Source organism: Streptomyces olivochromogenes, from assembly GCF_001514115.1.
In the GTDB taxonomy this organism is placed as follows: Bacteria; Actinomycetota; Actinomycetes; order Streptomycetales; family Streptomycetaceae; genus Streptomyces; species Streptomyces olivochromogenes.
Genome location: NZ_KQ948470.1, coordinates 181,587 through 199,041 on the forward strand (window position 1 = coordinate 181,587; position 17,455 = coordinate 199,041).

Here is a 17,455-nt window from a genome sequence, read left to right on the forward strand (position 1 = left end):
TCTGCCAGTGACAGCCACTACGACAACGGACAGGGGTGGCGGAAGGTGCCGTGCCCGCGCTGCGAAAAGTAACCGAGCCGTCACTCGCCGCAAAGGAATGGCGCCCTTTCGGTGGCCCTAGCAGAATCGGCCGATGGACCCCGTCACGCTGACCACCGACCGGCTGCTCCTGCGCGCCGTGGACTCGCACGACACCGACTCGGTGTACGAAGCCGTCCAGGACCCCGACATCCAGCGCTGGACCACGATCCCCTCGCCCTATCTCCGCGAGCACGCTACGGGCTTCACGGACCAGATGGTGCCGGACGGCTGGGCGGACGGCTCCATGTTCACCTTCGGTGCCTTCCTCCTGTCGGGGGATCTGGCGGGCATGCTCTCCATCAGCATGCGTTCCCTGGGCGTCGGCGAGGTCGGCTTCTGGGCGGCCAAGGAGCACCGCGGCAACGGCTACATCACCGAGGCCACCCTCACCGCCGCCCGCTGGGCCTTCACGAGCCTCGCCGTCGACCGCCTGGAATGGCGCGCCGAGGTCGGCAACAAGGGTTCCCGCGCGGTCGCCGAACGCGCCGGCTTCACCCTGGAAGGCACCCTCCGCTCCGCCCTCAACAACAAGGGCGTACGCCGAGACTGCTGGATCGGCTCCCTAATCCCCTCAGACCTGGGCCTGGCCTCAACGGCCCCGTACTTGCCCGCCCCGCCCTCCACCCCGTAAAGCCCCCTCCACCACACACCCACCTCCCGACCCCCAAAACCAATCCCCCTCAACCCGAACCACCTCCCCAGGGCACCCGAGCCTGCCGCCCCAGAAGGATGCGAGGCACATCCCGACGGGGGCGGGCGCACCGACCTGGCGGAGGCAGGCGCACCGGCCAGGCGGAGGCGGGTGCACTGCCCTGGGAGGGGCTGGGGCACGGCCCTGCCAGGACAAGGCGAAGCCCCGCGGTGATCAGTGGCGGCAGCCCCGGTTGGCTACGAGGGCGGCAGCCCCGCAGGGGTCAGGGGGCACGACCCTGGTGAGGTACGAGGCAGGGAGCCCGGAGGCGCAGCCCCTGGCAGGTGCGGCACGAATCCCTGCGGTGTGGGGGCGACAGCCCCGCCGCAGATCCGGGATGCACAACCCCTGGCGGGGTTCGGAGGCGAAGCCCCACGGGGGTTCCAGGGGTCCAGGAGCGCAGCCCCACCGGGGTCCAGGACCGCAGCCCCACCGGACTCCGGGCACGGAGCCCTGCCGGGGCGCAGGGGCGGAGCCCCGCCGGGGTCCGGGCACGGAGCCCTGCCGGGGTCCAGGACCGCAGCCCCACCGGGGATCCAGAGGCGAGCCCCGCCGGGGGTTCGGGGCCGGAGCCCCTGGCGGGGGTCAGGGGACGCAGCCCCGCCTGGGTCCAGGAGCGCAGCCCCGCCGGGGTGCAGGGGCGCAGCCCCGCCGGGGTCCGGGGGCGGAGCCCCTGGCGGGGGCTGGGGCGGAGCCCCTGGGATGGGACGGGTAGGGGCGGCGGGGGCGAGTCCACTGTCAGTGGCACCGCCTACCGTGTGGAACATGACGAGCCTCCCGCGTCCCACCACCGACCTCTCCGCCGAAGAAGCCCGCCGCATCGCCCTACGGGCCCAGGGCTTCCTGGGCACCCCCGACCGCAGGGCCGGCGTCCGCGGAATCCTGCGACACCTCGGCGCGGTCCAGCTCGACACGATCTCCGTCCTGGCCCGCTCGCACGAACTCATCCCGTACGCCCGCCTGGGCGCGGTAGGCCGCAAAACCGTCGACCAGGCCTACTGGACCGACACCCACGCCTTCGAGTACTGGTCCCACGCCGCCTGCATCCTCCCCGTGGAGGAATGGCCCCACTTCGCCTTCCGCCGCCGCGCCTACCGCTCCCGCCCGCACTGGAACCACGACCTGCCGGACGGCACCTACGACCAGGTCATCAAGCAGCTCCGCACGGAAGGCCCCCTCACGGCCACGGAGTTGGGCGGCGCGAAGAAGACCAGCGAGTGGTGGGACTGGTCGGGCACCAAGGTGGCCGTGGAGCGCGCGCTGATGTACGGCGAGGTGGTGTGCACGGAGCGCCGCGGCTGGAAGCGCGTGTACGACCTCGCCGAGCGCGCCGTCCCCGAGACCCTGCTCCACGACGAGCTCGACGACACGGAGTGCCTGCGCCGCCTGGTCGGCCTGGCCGGCAAGTCCCTGGGCGTCGGCACACGCGCGGACATCGCCGACTATCACCGTCTCAAGGGCGAGCAGGTCGACGCGGTGATCGCGGACTCGGGCCTGGTCCCGGTGACGGTGGAGGGCTGGGGCAAGCCCGCGTGGGCGGACCCGGCGGCCCTGGAGACACCACCGCGCGGCCGCCACCGTACGACGCTGCTGTCCCCGTTCGACTCACTCATCTGGGAGCGGGCCCGCACGGAGCGGATCTTCGGCTTCACCCACCGTCTGGAGGCGTACACGCCCAAGCCGAAGCGGGTGTACGGCTACTTCGCGATGCCGGTCCTCGCCGGCGGCCGGCTCGTCGGCCGCGTGGACCCCGCCCGCGAGGGCCGCACCCTGGTCGCCAAACAGGTCACGCTGGACGGCGCCAAGGCGGTCCCTGCCGTGGCCCAGGCCCTCCTGGAGGCAGCGAGCTGGGTGGACTGCACAAACGTACGCGTGGAACGGGTGGACGCCCCGGACCTCCGCGAGCCCCTCGCGAAGGAACTCACCCGCGCACTGGCCTGACCTGACCGGCCGACCCGACCGGCCGGACAACCCGACCAGCCCTACGCAGGCTCACCGGATCTCGAGGATCTTCTCCCGCATCGCGTAGACCACCGCCTCCATCCTGGAGTGCAGTTGCAGCTTCTCCAGGATGTTGCGCACATGGTTCTTCACGGTGTTCTCGGAGATGAACAACTCCTTGGCGATATCCCTGTTGTTCATCCCGGTCGCGACGAGCTTGAGAACCTCCAGCTCGCGATCCGTGAGCCGCGGCGCGGGCACGAGCCGGCGCTCGTCCGTCCGTTGAATCATCGACTTGAACTCGGTGAGAAGTTTCGACGCCATCGACGGGCTGATCTGCGACTGCCCGTCCGCCACCGCGCGAATGGCCGTGGCCACCTCGTCCGTGGAGATCTCCTTGAGGAGATAACCGGTGGCGCCCGCCTTGATCGCGTCGTAGAGATCGGCTTCCTCGTCGCTGATCGTCAGCATGATGATCTTCGCGCTCGGAGCCACCTCCTTGATGGAGGTGCACGCCTCGATGCCGCCCCGCTTCGGCATACGTACGTCCATCAGCACGATGTCGGGGAGCAGGTCGGCCGCCTTGTCGACCGCCTCCGCCCCGTCACCCGCCTCGCCGACGACCTGGATGTCCTCCTCGGCCGCGAGCACGATCTCCAGGCCTCGGCGGAAGAGGGCATGGTCGTCCACGACGAGGACCCGAATGGGCTCCTTGCGTGGGGAGCCCGCGTCCGGTCCCATGCCGACGACGCCGCCGTCGGCATCCCCGTCACGCATCGGTCCGAAGCTGTCCGCCATCGTTCCTCCCCCTGAAGGCCGTGGCCTGCGTTCCTGTGCCATCGCCGATCCGAGGCAACGACCCACCGGCTGGGGCCGGTTCGGCCATGATTCCATGCCCGGACGACAGTGCGGTGACAGAGCGGGTCGCGAAGTGGTCGCACACCGGTGCCCCTGGGGGCGCACGCGCGCTCCAGGGGCACCGGCTCAGCCGTCATCGGGGCGGGTCAGCCGCCGAGCGCACCGCCCGGCGCGTCCGGTCCGGCCTGGGTGACCATGGGGTCCGTGCTGAGGTGGATGACGCCGTAGTCGTACGCGTGCCGCCGGTAGACGACACTGGGTTCTTTCGTCTCGGAGTCGACGAAGAGATAGAAGTCGTGCCCGACCAGCTCCATCTCGTAGAGCGCCTGGTCGAGCGTCATCGGGGCGGCCACGTGGGTCTTCTCGCGAACGATGAGGGGGCCTTCGCCCATGACCTCGAGGGAGCCGATCTTCTTCGTCGGCACGCTGTCCGTGTCGTCCTCGTGGACGACGGTCCCGTTCCCGTTGAGCGTCGCGGCGCCGGGGACGTGGTCGGCGACCTCCGCGGCCGAGAGCCGACCGTTGCCGCGGCGGGTGTAACGCTTGTCGTGCTGCTTACGCAGACGGGCTTCGAGCTTGTCCGCCGCCAGGTCGAGTGCCGCGTACGGGTCACTTGCCGCCGCCTCCGCCCGGATCACCGGACCGCGGGAGTGGAGCGTGATCTCCACTCGGTCGCAACGGTCGGCCTGCCGGGGGTTGGGCTCCTTGGACACCTCCACGTCGAGGCTGATCACCTTGCCATCGAGCTTCTGGATCTTCTCCAGCTTCAGCTTCTCGGCCACGTGCTTGCGGAACCGCTCGGGCACCTCGGTCTTGCGGCCCTTGACGACGATGTCCACGCAGAACTCCGTTCCCGGATTGCTCCGCTGCACTGGCGGAGCGTCTCCCTTTTGCACCAGGCCCCGGTGAGTGCCGGAACCTCGGACTTGGTGACTTTCACCTCCTCCTCCCCCATGGGCAAGATCTACACCCCATCGCTGCGGGTGATTCAGAAACCCGCAGCACTACATTCGGATGGGCGAGGTACGGCCTGCGCCATTGCCTCACAACCGAACATATCTCGCCTGGACGGATGTCGTCACCCTCTACTGCGGCGTACCTCCGTTCAGGTGAATTGACCTGGTCATTACCTGCAACGATGGAAGATCCCGGTCAGTTCCGGTTTATTTCGAAAGAGTCCGGCGGGGCCGCGACCACAGCCGCGCAGATCATGTCGTCGACTCCGCTCATACCCGCCATTCCACGGGCTCCTTGTGTCCGGTCGGTATGCACTGTCGTTGCCTCGGTCATCCGTTCCCCCGTTGGTTCCCCCGCTTCCGCGACGCATGCATCGATGGCCAGGTACGGATCGATGCCCGCCACCGCCGCCCGTAGGGCACGGGCCGCCTCCGTCATCGAGGCGCCCGTCGTCATCAGGTCGTCCACGAGTACGACCCGGCCCCCGCTCGCCAACAGCCGGACACCTCCGGCCGCCACCTCCAGGGCGCCCGCGAGATTGTCCAGTCGCTGCCGCGAGTTGAGCCCCGCCTGGTCGGCCACGGCACGCCGCTGCCGCAGCACGGCCAGCACCCGGGCCGGTGTCCCCGAGCGCCGCAGCTCCCCCGCCGCCGCGAGCGCGATCCGCCGCGCCGGATCATGGCCCCGCGCCCGCACCGCCTGCCGCGAGGACGGCAGGGGAACAAGCAGCAGAGAACCTGTGCCGGAAAGCGGCGCGCGCGCCTGACCACCCCCGGGCCGCAGTTGTCCGTTGCCGCCCCTCAGGCGCCCGTCCCAGGCCGTGGGCAGCCCTTCCGGGACTGGGAGGCGCAGGTGCCCCAGCCCTGCCCGTACAGCCCCCGCCAGGGCCGTTCCCAAAGGTCTCGCAAGTGTCAGTGCCCCCCGTTCCTTGTGGGCGAGGAGCGTCGCGCGCACCTCGTCCTCGTATGGGGCCGCCGCGTGCACGACCGGCAGCCCGGGCGGCTCCGGATCCGGTCGCACCCGGCACGGTGCGGCCCCGCTCAGGGCGGCACGGCACTCCGGGCAGAGCACCGTGCGAGGCCTTCCGCAGCCTCCGCACTCGGCCGGCAGCACCAGATCGGTGAGGTCCTGCCACCACCCCCGCATGCCCACCACTGTGCCAACGCACAGGCCGACCGGCCACCCCTGTGGACAACCGCCTGTGGACAACTCCACGGCCCTCACCCGTCCGGGGGACCCAGCGCGCAACGGCGGCCAGGTCCACCCCGTACGACGGCCGGATCCACCACCGCGTACGGCAGCCGGGCCTGCCCGAAAAGGGAGGCCCGGCAGGTCCGTACCCGGAGCAAAGAGGCCGCTACCCGGGATAAACCGGTGCCGTGCCGTCCTTGACGATCTTCTGCCACTGCTCCCCGGAGGACAGCCGCACGATCCCGTCCTCCTCCGAATGCGCCACCAGCGGCAGCCGTTCGTCCTCGGACGCGGCGACCTCCTTCACCCCCGTCAGCGCGGAGGGCGCGGTACCCACCGGAGTGGAGCCGTCGACCTGGACATAGCGCATCTGCTGCACCCCGCCGGACTCGCGCCCGACGACGACGAGCCGGCTGTCCCCGGCCCACGACATGGCGGTGACCTCCTCCAGCTGTGGCGCCACGGAGCGCAGCTCGAGGATCGAGACGAGGGGCCGTCCGCCGGTCTCGGTGTCACGCTGGATGCGCCCGATCTGCAGCGAGCTCTTGCCGTCCTTCTGCACGATCAGCGCGATCCGCGCGCCGTCGGCGGCCACCCGCACCGCCTGGACACGGCCGTCGATGCCCGGCGCGGTGACCACCAGCGGAGTACCCGCGCCCTTCTCCAGCAGGAGCAGTCGCGGGTTCTTCGGATCACGGTCGGCCACCCACAGGTCGCCCTGTCCGTCCCAACTGGGCGTCGTCAGCCTGTCGTCCGCCTTCGCCCCCTGGCTGCGCAGCACCGCGTCCCCCAGCGAGGCGCCCGACACCAGCGATCCGACGTACAGCGAACTCCCGTCGGCCGACACACCGGCCGCGCTGTCCTCGGTCCGGGACACCGCGGCCGACCGCAGCTTCTTGTCGCCCACTCCCAGCGCACCGGGCACCGGCTCGGGCTGCTTGTCACTGTTGCCACTGGGCAGCCGTACGAGCCGCTGCTTGGCGTCGATGAAGTACTCGTACTCGGGGTGATTTGCCGTGCCGTGCGAAGCGACGGTCTCCGCCCGGTTCTCGGTGACCACGCACAGCTGCGAACCGTTCGACCGCTGCAGCTCCACCTCGTCGACGCCCGTCGGCGTCAGGTCCTGGAGCGTGAAGAGGAGTTGGGTCGCCATCTTGTTGCACTGGGTCTCTCCGACCCGGTCGGCCTTCTTGTTCAGCGGGACCGTCACCCTGTTGCGGTCGTCGGGCGACAGCGACGTGACGCCCTTCTTCAACTCCGTGTCGGAGGGGAAGCTCGACGTCACCACCGGATCCAGCCAGCGCGTGGGCCCCTTCAGAAGCGACCGGACCATCTCCGTCATCGGGTCCACCTTGTTCCGCACGTAGACGGGATCGGCGACGGTCCCCAGCGGTCCGCCCGACCCGGAGGGCACATTCGAGGCGAAGTAGTACTTGTTGACGGACACGTAGTTGCGCTGGAAGTCGGAGTTGCCCATCACCACGCCCTGCGGCAGCGCGTCGATGCGCCACTGCTTGGTGTCCTTCTGCAGCGTGAGGTGCACCGTCGTCCGGTACGAACCGGCGTCCGGCGCGTACGCGTGCTGCTCATCCACCGTGGCGACCTTGCTGCCGGAGAGCGTGTACGAGTCGTCGCCCTCCCTGGTGCCCGAGTGCTCCGACTCGGGGTTGGGCCCGTCTGCGAGGACGGTCGTGGAGCGGTACGGATCCCACGTTTTACGGGCGCTCGCCGTCAGATATTTGCGCGCCGTCTCGTACTGCGCGTCGTCACTGGTCAGTGCCTCCAGGAAGCCCTGCACGATCTCCGCCGGCGGGGCGTCCTCGCGGGGCGGCAGCGCGAAGACGCGGACCTGCGAGTCCTGCCTCGGCGTGGACTCGACCCCGCGCAGATCCCCGCTGTCCGGCATCGAGGCGCACCCGGTCAGCAGCAGTGCGCCACATCCGATGTACACCCCCACGCGCGCGGGACGCCGACGGCCGCTCCCCTCGCGGTCAGCGACCACGAAATGCCTCCCCTTGCCCGAGTTCCTCGGGCTCTGCTTGTCCGAGTTCTTCAGGCCCGCCGCCGTCCCGGCCACGCTCCTGCATGCTCCGCTCCGCACCCGCGGCGGGCATGTCGTCCGGCCGCCGCACGGGCCCGGAGGGCCTCGGCACCACACGCGCGCCGTTGCCCGGCAGCGCCGTCGGATCGGCCGTGGGCGACGCCCCGGCCATTCGCGGCACCACGGACGTCCGCTGCATGGGCGGTGCCGCCTTCCCACCCGCGCCCTGCATCGGCACCGTGGCGAGCTTGTCGCCGCCGCCGGAGGGCAGTCCCGCGTCATTAAGTCCACGATTACGCCGCGAGTCCATGGGCTCCAGGGGTATCGGAGACCCCCGCAGCGGCTCGTCCGCGGTACGCGGCAGCGTCAGCCGGAACTGCGAACCGCCGCCCGGCTCACCCCACGCCTGCAGCCAGCCGCCGTGCAGCCGGGCGTCCTCCAGGGCGATGGACAGCCCGAGCCCCGTGCCGCCGGTGGTACGCGCGCGTGCCGGGTCGGCACGCCAGAAGCGGCTGAAGACCCGGGTCGCCTCTCCGGGCTTGAGGCCGACGCCGTAGTCACGCACCGCGATGGCGACCGCCCCGCCCGCCGTGGCGAGCTTGACCACCACTTCCTTGCCGTCGCCGTGCTCCACGGCATTGACGACGAGATTGCGCAGCACCCGCTCCACCCGCCGAGCATCCGCCTCGGCGACCACCGGCTGCTGGTCGCCGACGACACGTATCTGCGAGCCCTTGCGCTCGGCGAGCGGCTCGGCGCCGCTGACGACACGCCGTACGACTTCCCGCAGGTCTATCGCCTCGGCCTCCAGCGCCGCCGCACCCGCGTCGAACCGGCTGATCTCCAGCAGGTCCGCGAGCAGCGTCTCGAACCGGTCCAGCTGATCGGCGAGCAGCTCGGCCGACCGAGCGGTCACCGGATCGAAGTCCACGCGCGCGTCGTGGATGACGTCGGCCGCCATCCGGACGGTCGTGAGCGGCGTACGCAGCTCGTGCGACACGTCCGACACGAACCGTCGCTGCATCCGCGACAGGTCCTCCAGCTGCTGGATCTTCAGCTGAAGGTTCTGCGCCATCTTGTTGAAGGCCTCGCCGAGCCGCGCGATGTCGTCCTCGCCGGTGACCTTCATCCGTTCCTGCAGGCGCCCGGCGGAGAGCCGCTCGGCGATCCCGGCCGCCATCCGCACCGGCGTGACGACCTGGCGCACCACGAGCCAGGCGATGGCCCCCAGAAGCACCACGACGAACAGTCCGGCCGTCGCGAGCGTCCCCTTGACCAGGCTCAGCGACTTCTCCTCCTGCGTCAGCGGGAAGAGGTAGTAGAGCTGGTACGCGTCTCCGTTGGGGTCGAGGACCTGCTTGCCGATGACCAGCGCGGCCTGCGACTCCTTGCCGTCCTTGTAGACGACCCTGGTGTAGCTCTGGGCCGCCATCGTGTTGCTGTCGACGCGGGCGCGCAGGTCCTCCGGGATGCTCACCGTCGGATCGACGTCACCCGAGGAACGCGGACCCCGCCCGGCACCGCCGTTGCCGGCCACGGTGGAGCTGAGCGTCACCACGTCGAAGGCGCCCTGGCCGCCACTGGAAAGGGAGACGACGAGGTCGTTCATCCACTGGCTGACGTTCTTGGACGGACGGCCGTCCGCACTCGAACCGTCGTCGCCATTGGCCGTGACAGCCGCGTCCGCCTTCTGCTTGGCCACCGAGAAGCCACCCGTGGCCTGACTCTGCGAGGCCTTGACCTTGGCGTCCAGCAGACCGTTGCGCACCTGCCCGATGACCACGAAGCCGAGCAGCAGCACGACACCCAGCGACATCAGCAGCGTCGTGACGACGATCTTGAGCTGGATGTTGCGCCGCCACAGCCGCATCACGGGCAGCAACGGACGGCGCACCCAGCGCATGAACAACCGAAGGACCGGGCTGCCCTGGACTCCGCCTTGCAGCAGCCCGCCCTCCAATACACGTCCCCAACGGGAGCCCGTCACCTTCCGGCCGACAGGCCGCCCCGAACGGACCCCCGACTCACCGGGCGCCGAAGCGGCACTGTCCCGGGACATGTCAGCTCGGTCCGGCCTTGTAACCGACACCACGGACGGTCACCACGATCTCCGGCCGCTCCGGGTCCTTCTCGACCTTGGAGCGCAGCCGCTGGACGTGGACGTTGACCAGTCGGGTGTCCGCCGCGTGCCGGTAGCCCCACACCTGCTCGAGGAGCACCTCCCGTGTGAACACCTGCCACGGCTTGCGGGCCAGTGCCACCAGCAGATCGAACTCCAGCGGCGTCAGGGCGATCGACTGCCCCTCCCGCTTCACAGAGTGACCGGCCACATCGATCACAAGATCGCCGATGGCCAGCTGCTCGGGCGCCGGTTCCTCGGAACGACGCAGCCGCGCCCTGATCCGCGCCACCAGCTCCTTTGGCTTGAACGGCTTCACGATGTAGTCGTCGGCGCCGGACTCGAGGCCGACCACGACATCGACGGTGTCGCTCTTCGCAGTGAGCATCACGATCGGCACCCCGGACTCCGCCCTGATCAGGCGGCACACCTCGATACCGTCCCGGCCGGGAAGCATCAGGTCCAGGAGCACCAGATCGGGCTTGGTCTCACGGAAAGCGGCCAGCGCCTTGTCGCCGTCGGCTACGAAAGACGGCTCAAAACCTTCACCACGCAACACAATGCCGAGCATCTCGGCCAGTGCGGTGTCGTCATCGACGACAAGGACTCGTCCCTTCATAAACGACATCATCCCATTAACTAAATCGTTACCTGGCGTGACCTGTCACACAGCTCAGCGAGTGCCTCTGCTGTCACGGGCGACACAGCGCCCTCTTCGGTCACGATCGCCGTCACCAACTCGGGGGGCGTCACATCGAATGCCGGGTTGTACGCCTGGGTCCCCAGGGGTGCCACCGGTATCCCGCCTCCCGCTTCCACTCCCGCCACAGGCACCTGAGGTGCTGTGACCTCGGTCACTTCATGACCGGGGCGCTGCTCGACCTCGATGGATGCTCCGTCCGGGGTATCAAGGTCCACCGTCGTCACCGGCGCCACCACGATGAAAGGCACATGGTGATACCGGGCCAGCACCGCGAGCGGATAGCTCCCCACCTTGTTCGCCACCGAACCGTCGGCAGCGATCCGATCGGCCCCGATGAGCACCGCGTCCACCTCCCCCGCCGCGAACAGTGATCCCGCCGCGTTGTCCGTGAGCAAGGTGTACGCCATTCCGTTGCGCGCCGCCTCGTAAGCCGTCAGGCGAGCACCTTGCAGCAACGGACGCGTTTCGTCCACCCACAGCCTCCGCAGCTGCCCCGCCCGATGCACCGCGAGGGCCACCGCGAAGGCCGTGCCCTCCCCGCCGGACACCAGCGCCCCGGTGTTGCAATGCGTCAGAATCCGGTGCCCGCCACCCGGCAACAACTCGTCGAGCAGCGCCAACCCGTGACCGGCCATCCGTGCACTGGCCGCGGCATCCTCCCGATGCAGTGCCCGCGCCGCTTCGAGCGCCGCCCCGGCGGCCTGCCGCTGATCACCGCCGCCGGAGAGCGCGGCACGGTACGCCGTCTGCGCCCGGCGCACACCGACAGCGAGGTTCACCGCGGTGGGCCGGGCGCCCGCCAGCGCCCGGGCGGCATCGTCCACGTCAAAGCCGCGCACGGCGGCGAGCGCGACTCCGTACGCCCCGGCGATACCCAGCAACGGCGCCCCTCGCACGGCCAGCGTGCTGATCGCCTCCACCAGCGCGGGAGCGTCCGTGCACACCCGCTCGACTTCCTCGGCCGGCAACCGTGTCTGGTCGAGAAGGACCAGCACCGGCCCTTCGGGCGGCTCGTCCCAGCGGATCGCCGGTATCTCCAGTGGCCCGTCACCCTCGCGGAATTGCGCGTACTGATCAGCCATCCGCCCAGTCTGCCCCGTAGCAGGCGGACAATTGAAGGTGTCCACCCCATACGGGGGCCGGTCCCATGCCGGGCACACCGTGGCACGATGGCTGCCAACCTGCCGCCGCGACCGCGGACGGGCACCGTGAAGGAGCGACAATGAAAGACACTCCGGGCTGGGCCTCGCCCGGATCTGCCCCCTCCGACGGGCAGGAGCCGGACAACTCCGGCGCCGCCGAGCCCCCGGAGCAGCCCGCGGACCAAGGTGGCACGAACCAGCCGGAGCCGCCGTCGAAGTGGTCCAAGGAGCAGCCCCCGCCCGGCCAGTGGTCCGCTCCCACCCCACAGGGCCCCGGCCAGGCCCCGCCACCACCGCCCCCCGGCCCTGGCTGGGGCGGCCAGCAGCCTCCGGGCGCGGGCGGCTACGGAGGCCAGGGCGGCGGCTACGGCGGCTGGGGAGGCCCCGGCCGTGGCTACGGCGGCCCAGGAGGTCCCGGTGGCTGGGGCGGCAACTGGGGCGGCCCGCCGCCTGCCGCCAAGCCCGGCGTGATCCCCCTGCGCCCGCTCGGCGTCGGCGAGATCCTCGACGGCGCGGTCTCCACGATGCGGACGTACTGGCGCACCGTCCTGGGCATCTCGCTCACCGTCGCCGTCGTCACACAGATCGCGGTCATCCTGCTCCAGGGCCTGGTCCTGGACGACAGCGCGAGCACGGACGTCCTCAACGACCCGAGCGCCACCGCCGGCGAGCTGAGCCGCGCCCTGGGCGACACCCTGCTGAGCTCCGGCGTCGTCGTACTCATCGGCCTGCTCGGCACCATCGTCGCCACGGCCCTGCTCACCTCCGTGACCAGCCGCGCGGTGCTCGGCAAGTCGGTGACCACCGCCGAGGCCTGGCGCGACGCCAGACCCCGGCTGCCGAAGCTGTTCGCCCTGACCTTCCTGCTGCCGCTCATCGCCGTCGCGATCATCACCGTCGGCACCCTTCCCGGCCTGCTCGTCGCCGTTGCCGGCTCGAGCAGCGCGGGCGCCGCACTCGCGGTCCTCGGCGGGATCGGCGCGGGCGTCGTCGCCCTCTGGCTGATGATCCGCTTCTCGCTCGCCTCGCCCGCCCTGATGCTGGAGAAGCAGGGCGTCCTGAAGTCGATGAGCCGCTCCGCGAAGCTCGTCCGCGGCTCCTGGTGGCGCGTCTTCGGCATCCAGCTGCTCGCCACGATCATCGCCAACATCGTGGCGTCGATCGTCGTGATCCCCTTCGCGGTCATCGCCTCCGCCCTGAGCGGCGACGGCGTCGCCGGTTTCCTTGGCAGCGGCGGCAGCCCCGGCTGGACGTTCCTCATCGTCAGCGGAATCGGTTCGGTGATCGGTTCCATGATCACTTTCCCGATCTCCGCGGGCGTCACCGTGCTCCTCTACATCGACCAGCGCATCCGCCGCGAGGCCCTCGACCTCGACCTGGCCCGCGCCGCCGGTGTCCAGGACTACGGCTCCAGCACCCCCGGCACCACTCCAGGGAGCTGATGCGGTGAGTCCGGTGGGGGGAGTTCTCACAGCGGTACTGGCGCTGCCACGCACCAGCGCCACAGCCGTACTCGCGCTGCCGCGCGACGACGTACCACCGGTGACGATCCCGCGCGACCCCGCGCGGGAGGCGGCCAAGCGCGAACTGTCCAAACGGATGTACCACGAGAACGACCCCAGCCCGCTGCAACGCGCTCTGAACGCCTTCTGGGACTGGGTCGACAAACTGTTCGGTGCCGCCTCCACGGCGACTCCCGGCGGCACGCTCGGCCTTGTCGTCATCGTGGTGGCAGTGCTGGCGGTCGTGGCCGCCCTCTGGTGGCGCCTCGGCACCCCGCACCGCACCCCCACCTCCTCCGCCGCACTCTTCGACGACCGCCCCCGCAGCGCCGCCGAACACCGCGCGGCCGCCGAAGCGCACGCCGCCCAGGGCCACTGGAACCAAGCCGTCCAGGAACGCATGCGCGCCGTCGTGCGCTCCCTCGAGGAGCGCGCCCTGCTCGACCCACGCCCCGGCCGCACCGCGGACGAGGCCGCCGCCGAAGCGGGCCGCACACTGCCCTCCCACACGGACCGACTGCGCGCCGCCGCCCGGGACTTCGACGAGGTCACATACGGCGGCCGGTCCGCGGGCTCCGACACATACCACCGCCTCACCGAACTCGACCGCGACCTCGAGCGCACCAAACCCGTACTCACCAACAGCGCCCAGAGCACGGACCACAACAGCCGCCAGGGGGCCGCCTCATGACCGAGGTCACCCTCACGTCCACCTCGGCCTCGCCCACCGTCCGCCAGGTGTGGACCCGCACCCGAGGCATCGTCCTCGCCGTCGTGATCCTGCTGGCGGCCGCCGTCGCGATCGCCGCGATCCGCTCCGGTGCCCAGCACGGCCGCCTCGACCCACGCTCCGCCGACCCCTACGGCAGCCGCGCCGCCGCCGAACTCCTCGGCGACCGTGGGGTCTCCACGCGCGTGGTCGCCACCCTGGACGAGGCCCGCGCCGCGGCCGGCGCCGACACCACTCTCCTCGTCGCCGTCCCGGACCTGCTGACCGACCATCAGCAGGCCGGCCTCCGCGCGGCGACCAAGAACTCCGGCGGCCGCACGATCCTGATCGCCCCCGACTCGCCCTCCCTCGGCACCCTCGCCCCCGGCGTCACCGCCGATCCCGCGATCAGCTTCGACTCGACGCTCTCCCCTGGCTGCGACCTGCCCGCCGCCCGCCGCGCGGGCAGCGCCGACACCGGCGGCATCCGCTACAGCACCAACGACCCCGGCGCCGATGTCTGCTACCCCAGCGACGGCCTGCCCACCCTGCTGCGCATCCCGGCGGCCACCGGGAACGGCGACACCGTCGTCATCGGCGCCCCCGACATCCTCTACAACAACCGTCTCGACAAGCAGGGCAACGCCTCGCTCGCCCTCCAACTGCTCGGTTCCCGCCCCCACTTGGTCTGGTACCTCCCCTCCCTCTCCGACGCCTCCGCCACCGACGCGGGCCAAAAGACCTTCCTCGACCTGCTCCCCTCGGGCTGGCTCTGGGGCACCCTTCAGCTCTTCATCGCGGCAGGCCTGGCCGCCCTCTGGCGCGCACGCCGACTCGGCCCCCTCGTACCCGAACGCCTCCCCGTCGCGATCCGCGCCTCCGAAACCGTCGAAGGCCGCGCCCGCCTCTACCGCAAGGCCAACGCCCGCGACCGCGCGGCCGCCGCTCTGCGCTCCACCACCCGCACCCGACTCGCCCCCCTCATCGGCGTATCCCCCGCCCAGGCGCATGCGCCCGAGGCACTGCTCCCCGCCCTGTCCGCCCGCCTCGACGGCGACGGACAGGCCCTGCACACCCTCCTCTTCGGCCCGCCGCCCGGCGACGACGCGGCCCTCATCTCCCTCGCCGACCAACTCGACGCCCTCGAAAGAGAGGTACGCCGTTCATGATGGCCCCGACCACTGACAACGCCGGGTACGCCGGGGATCCGGGCACCGCCCGCTCCTCCCTGGAAGCCCTGCGCGCCGAGATCGCCAAAGCCGTGGTCGGCCAGGACCCCGCCGTGACCGGCCTCGTCGTCGCCCTCCTCTGCCGCGGACACGTTCTACTGGAAGGAGTCCCCGGAGTCGCCAAAACGTTGCTGGTCCGCGCGCTCGCATCCGCGCTCGAACTCGACACCAAGCGCGTCCAGTTCACTCCCGACCTGATGCCGAGCGACATCACCGGTTCTCTCGTCTACGACGCCCGCACCGCCGAGTTCTCGTTCCAGCCCGGCCCGGTCTTCACGAACCTCCTGCTGGCCGACGAGATCAACCGCACCCCGCCCAAGACCCAGTCGTCCCTTCTCGAAGCGATGGAGGAACGTCAAGTCACGGTCGACGGCACCCCTCGCCCGCTCCCGGAACCCTTCCTGGTCGCCGCGACCCAGAACCCGGTCGAGTACGAGGGAACGTATCCTCTGCCCGAAGCCCAACTGGACCGCTTCCTGCTGAAACTGACGATCCCTCTGCCGTCCCGTCAGGACGAGATCGACGTCCTCACCCGCCACGCCGAGGGCTTCAACCCGCGCGACCTGCGCGCCGCCGGCGTACGCCCGGTGGCAGGCCCGGCTGACTTGGAAGCCGCCCGCGCCGCCGTGGCCAAGACATCGGTCTCCCCCGAAATCACCGGTTACGTCGTCGACATCTGCCGCGCCACCCGCGAATCGCCGTCCCTCACCCTCGGCGTCTCCCCGCGCGGCGCGACCGCCCTCCTCGCCACCGCCCGTGCCTGGGCCTGGCTGACCGGCCGCGACTACGTCATCCCCGACGACGTGAAGGCCCTGGCCCTGCCCACGCTCCGCCACCGCATCCAGCTCCGCCCCGAGGCCGAGATGGAGGGCGTGACGGCCGACTCGGTCATCAACGCGATCCTCGCCCACGTCCCCGTTCCCCGCTGATGGCGCTCACCGGACGCGCCGCCCTGCTGGCGGCCCTCGGCACACTCCCCGTCGGCATCTGGGAGCCGAGTTGGACGGGCATCCTTGCCGTGAACGCTCCTCTGGCCCTGGCCTGCGCCTGCGACGCCGCCCTGGCCGCACCCGTACGCCGCCTCGGCCTGGCGCGCTCCGGCGACACTTCCGTACGCCTCGGCGAGACCGCCGATGTCACCCTGACCGTCACCAATCCCTCGGGCCGCCTCCTGCGCGCCCGCCTCCGTGACGCCTGGCCTCCCAGCAGCTGGGAGCCGGGCACCGAGGTGGCCGCCTCCCGCCACCGCCTGACGGTCCCCGCCGGCGAGCGTCGACGCCTGACCACCCGCCTGCGCCCCACCCGCCGAGGCGACCGCCAGGCGGACCGCGTCACCATCCGCTCGTACGGCCCCCTCGGTCTCTTCTCCCGCCAAGGCAGTCACCAGGTGCCCTGGACCGTACGAGTCCTGCCACCCTTCACCAGCCGCAAGCACCTCCCCTCCAAACTGGCCCGCCTGCGTGAACTCGACGGCCGCACCAGCGTCCTGATCCGCGGCGAGGGCACGGAATTCGACAGCCTGCGCGAGTACGTTCCCGGCGACGACACCCGCTCCATCGACTGGCGCGCCACGGCCCGCCAGACCAAGGTCGCCGTACGCACCTGGCGTCCCGAGCGCGACCGCCACATCCTCCTGGTCCTCGACACGGGCCGAACCTCCGCCGGTCGCGTGGGCGACGCCCCCCGTCTGGACGCCTCCATGGACGCGGCGCTCCTCCTGGCCGCCCTGGCCTCCCGGGCCGGCGACCGCGTGGACCTCCTCGCGTACGACCGCCGAGTACGCGCCCTGGTCCAGGGCCGCTCAGCCGGCGACGTTCTCCCTTCCCTGGTCAACGCGATGGCGACCCTGGAGCCGGAGCTCGTCGAAACGGACGCCCGCGGCCTCACCGCCACGGCCCTCCGTACGGCTCCTCGCCGCTCCCTGATCGTGTTGCTGACCAGCCTCGACGCGGCCCCCATCGAAGAGGGCCTGCTCCCCGTACTCTCCGGTCTCACCCACCGCCACACAGTCCTCGTGGCCTCAGTGGCCGACCCACATATCGCGCACATGGCTACGGCTCGGGGAAGCGCCGAGGCGGTGTACGAGGCGGCAGCCGCGGCCCAGGCCCAGACGGAACGCCATCGCACGGCCGAACAACTCCAGCGCCACGGAGTAACCGTCGTCGACGCGGTTCCGGACAACCTGGCGCCGGCCCTCGCGGATGCGTATCTGGCACTCAAGGCGGCGGGACGGCTGTAAGGCGGCACAAAAAAGGGGCCTCTCGATTCGAGAGGCCCCAAAAAAAGATCCC

14 protein-coding genes are annotated in these 17,455 nt (G+C 70.9%); 7 read left to right on the forward strand and 7 right to left on the reverse strand.

The features are described from left to right. Nucleotides 1-133 precede the first annotated feature (133 nt). Both AQJ27_RS39550 and AQJ27_RS39555 read left to right on the forward strand, forming a co-directional pair. Nucleotides 134-712: a GNAT family N-acetyltransferase gene (locus AQJ27_RS39550; protein WP_067379997.1), complete on the forward strand. Its 579-nt coding sequence runs from the start codon at nt 134-136 to the stop codon at nt 710-712. An 825-nt stretch (nt 713-1,537) separates the two neighbouring features. Next, nucleotides 1,538-2,713 (forward strand): winged helix-turn-helix domain-containing protein, encoded by a 1,176-nt coding sequence (locus tag AQJ27_RS39555; protein WP_067380000.1) that lies wholly within the window; start codon nt 1,538-1,540, stop codon nt 2,711-2,713. Nucleotides 2,714-2,764: 51 nt separating this feature from the next. On the opposite strand, the gene AQJ27_RS39560 is transcribed toward AQJ27_RS39555, so the two are convergent. The 7 genes from AQJ27_RS39560 to mtnA all read right to left on the reverse strand — a co-directional run bounded on the left by AQJ27_RS39560 (nt 2,765) and on the right by mtnA (nt 11,664). Further along, nucleotides 2,765-3,511: a response regulator gene (locus AQJ27_RS39560; protein ID WP_067380003.1), complete on the reverse strand. Its 747-nt coding sequence runs from the start codon at nt 3,509-3,511 to the stop codon at nt 2,765-2,767. Between the two features lie 206 nt (nt 3,512-3,717). Continuing rightward, nucleotides 3,718-4,410: a ribosome hibernation-promoting factor, HPF/YfiA family gene (gene hpf / locus AQJ27_RS39565; RefSeq protein ID WP_373306561.1), complete on the reverse strand. Its 693-nt coding sequence runs from the start codon at nt 4,408-4,410 to the stop codon at nt 3,718-3,720. A gap of 313 nt (nt 4,411-4,723) precedes the next feature. Next, entirely contained in the window at nt 4,724-5,674 is a 951-nt protein-coding gene (locus tag AQJ27_RS39570) for a ComF family protein (RefSeq protein ID WP_067380064.1), read from the reverse strand. A gap of 211 nt (nt 5,675-5,885) precedes the next feature. Next, nucleotides 5,886-7,721: an LpqB family beta-propeller domain-containing protein gene (locus AQJ27_RS39575; protein WP_067380009.1), complete on the reverse strand. Its 1,836-nt coding sequence runs from the start codon at nt 7,719-7,721 to the stop codon at nt 5,886-5,888. Continuing rightward, nucleotides 7,711-9,819, reverse strand: coding sequence for an MtrAB system histidine kinase MtrB (mtrB, locus tag AQJ27_RS39580; RefSeq protein ID WP_067380013.1), 2,109 nt, complete (start codon nt 9,817-9,819; stop codon nt 7,711-7,713). Before mtrB ends, AQJ27_RS39575 begins: the two co-directional genes overlap by 11 nt. A 1-nt stretch (nt 9,820) precedes the next feature. Further along, nucleotides 9,821-10,510, reverse strand: a complete 690-nt coding sequence (gene mtrA, locus AQJ27_RS39585) for a two-component system response regulator MtrA (protein WP_150136091.1) — start codon at nt 10,508-10,510, stop codon at nt 9,821-9,823. An 8-nt stretch (nt 10,511-10,518) separates the two neighbouring features. Further along, a complete protein-coding gene (gene mtnA / locus AQJ27_RS39590; RefSeq protein WP_067380016.1) occupies nt 10,519-11,664 on the reverse strand; it encodes an S-methyl-5-thioribose-1-phosphate isomerase in 1,146 nt (381 codons plus the stop codon). A 140-nt stretch (nt 11,665-11,804) separates the two neighbouring features. On the opposite strand from mtnA, the gene AQJ27_RS39595 reads away from it, so the two are divergent. The 5 genes from AQJ27_RS39595 to AQJ27_RS39615 are packed head-to-tail and all read left to right on the forward strand — an operon-like array spanning nt 11,805 to nt 17,403. After that, nucleotides 11,805-13,166: a proline-rich domain-containing protein gene (locus tag AQJ27_RS39595; protein ID WP_067380019.1), complete on the forward strand. Its 1,362-nt coding sequence runs from the start codon at nt 11,805-11,807 to the stop codon at nt 13,164-13,166. Nucleotides 13,167-13,170: 4 nt separating this feature from the next. After that, complete coding sequence (locus AQJ27_RS39600) at nt 13,171-13,917, forward strand: DUF4129 domain-containing protein (protein WP_067380021.1); 747 nt, start codon at nt 13,171-13,173, stop codon at nt 13,915-13,917. After that, entirely contained in the window at nt 13,914-15,104 is a 1,191-nt protein-coding gene (locus AQJ27_RS39605; protein ID WP_067380023.1) for a DUF4350 domain-containing protein, read from the forward strand. Before AQJ27_RS39600 ends, AQJ27_RS39605 begins: the two co-directional genes overlap by 4 nt. After that, complete coding sequence (locus tag AQJ27_RS39610) at nt 15,104-16,093, forward strand: AAA family ATPase (protein WP_096240259.1); 990 nt, start codon at nt 15,104-15,106, stop codon at nt 16,091-16,093. Before AQJ27_RS39605 ends, AQJ27_RS39610 begins: the two co-directional genes overlap by 1 nt. Beyond that, nucleotides 16,093-17,403 carry a DUF58 domain-containing protein gene (locus AQJ27_RS39615; RefSeq protein ID WP_067380028.1) on the forward strand — a complete coding sequence of 437 codons (1,311 nt, stop codon included), beginning with the start codon at nt 16,093-16,095 and terminating at the stop codon, nt 17,401-17,403. The genes AQJ27_RS39610 and AQJ27_RS39615 overlap by 1 nt, the downstream gene beginning before the upstream one ends. Nucleotides 17,404-17,455 lie beyond the last annotated feature (52 nt).

Bases quoted from the DNA above. Each gene is read 5' to 3' on its own strand.
- AQJ27_RS39605 (WP_067380023.1), top strand. From the start codon at position 13,914: ATGACCGAGGTCACCCTCACGTCCACCTCGGCCTCGCCCACCGTCCGC.
- AQJ27_RS39550 (WP_067379997.1), top strand. From the start codon at position 134: ATGGACCCCGTCACGCTGACCACCGACCGGCTGCTCCTGCGCGCCGTG.
- AQJ27_RS39570 (WP_067380064.1), bottom strand. From the start codon at position 5,674: ATGCGGGGGTGGTGGCAGGACCTCACCGATCTGGTGCTGCCGGCCGAG.
- mtnA (WP_067380016.1), bottom strand. From the start codon at position 11,664: ATGGCTGATCAGTACGCGCAATTCCGCGAGGGTGACGGGCCACTGGAG.
- AQJ27_RS39595 (WP_067380019.1), top strand. From the start codon at position 11,805: ATGAAAGACACTCCGGGCTGGGCCTCGCCCGGATCTGCCCCCTCCGAC.
- mtrA (WP_150136091.1), bottom strand. From the start codon at position 10,510: ATGATGTCGTTTATGAAGGGACGAGTCCTTGTCGTCGATGACGACACC.
- AQJ27_RS39560 (WP_067380003.1), bottom strand. From the start codon at position 3,511: ATGGCGGACAGCTTCGGACCGATGCGTGACGGGGATGCCGACGGCGGC.
- AQJ27_RS39615 (WP_067380028.1), top strand. From the start codon at position 16,093: ATGGCGCTCACCGGACGCGCCGCCCTGCTGGCGGCCCTCGGCACACTC.
- AQJ27_RS39610 (WP_096240259.1), top strand. From the start codon at position 15,104: ATGGCCCCGACCACTGACAACGCCGGGTACGCCGGGGATCCGGGCACC.
- mtrB (WP_067380013.1), bottom strand. From the start codon at position 9,819: ATGTCCCGGGACAGTGCCGCTTCGGCGCCCGGTGAGTCGGGGGTCCGT.
- AQJ27_RS39555 (WP_067380000.1), top strand. From the start codon at position 1,538: ATGACGAGCCTCCCGCGTCCCACCACCGACCTCTCCGCCGAAGAAGCC.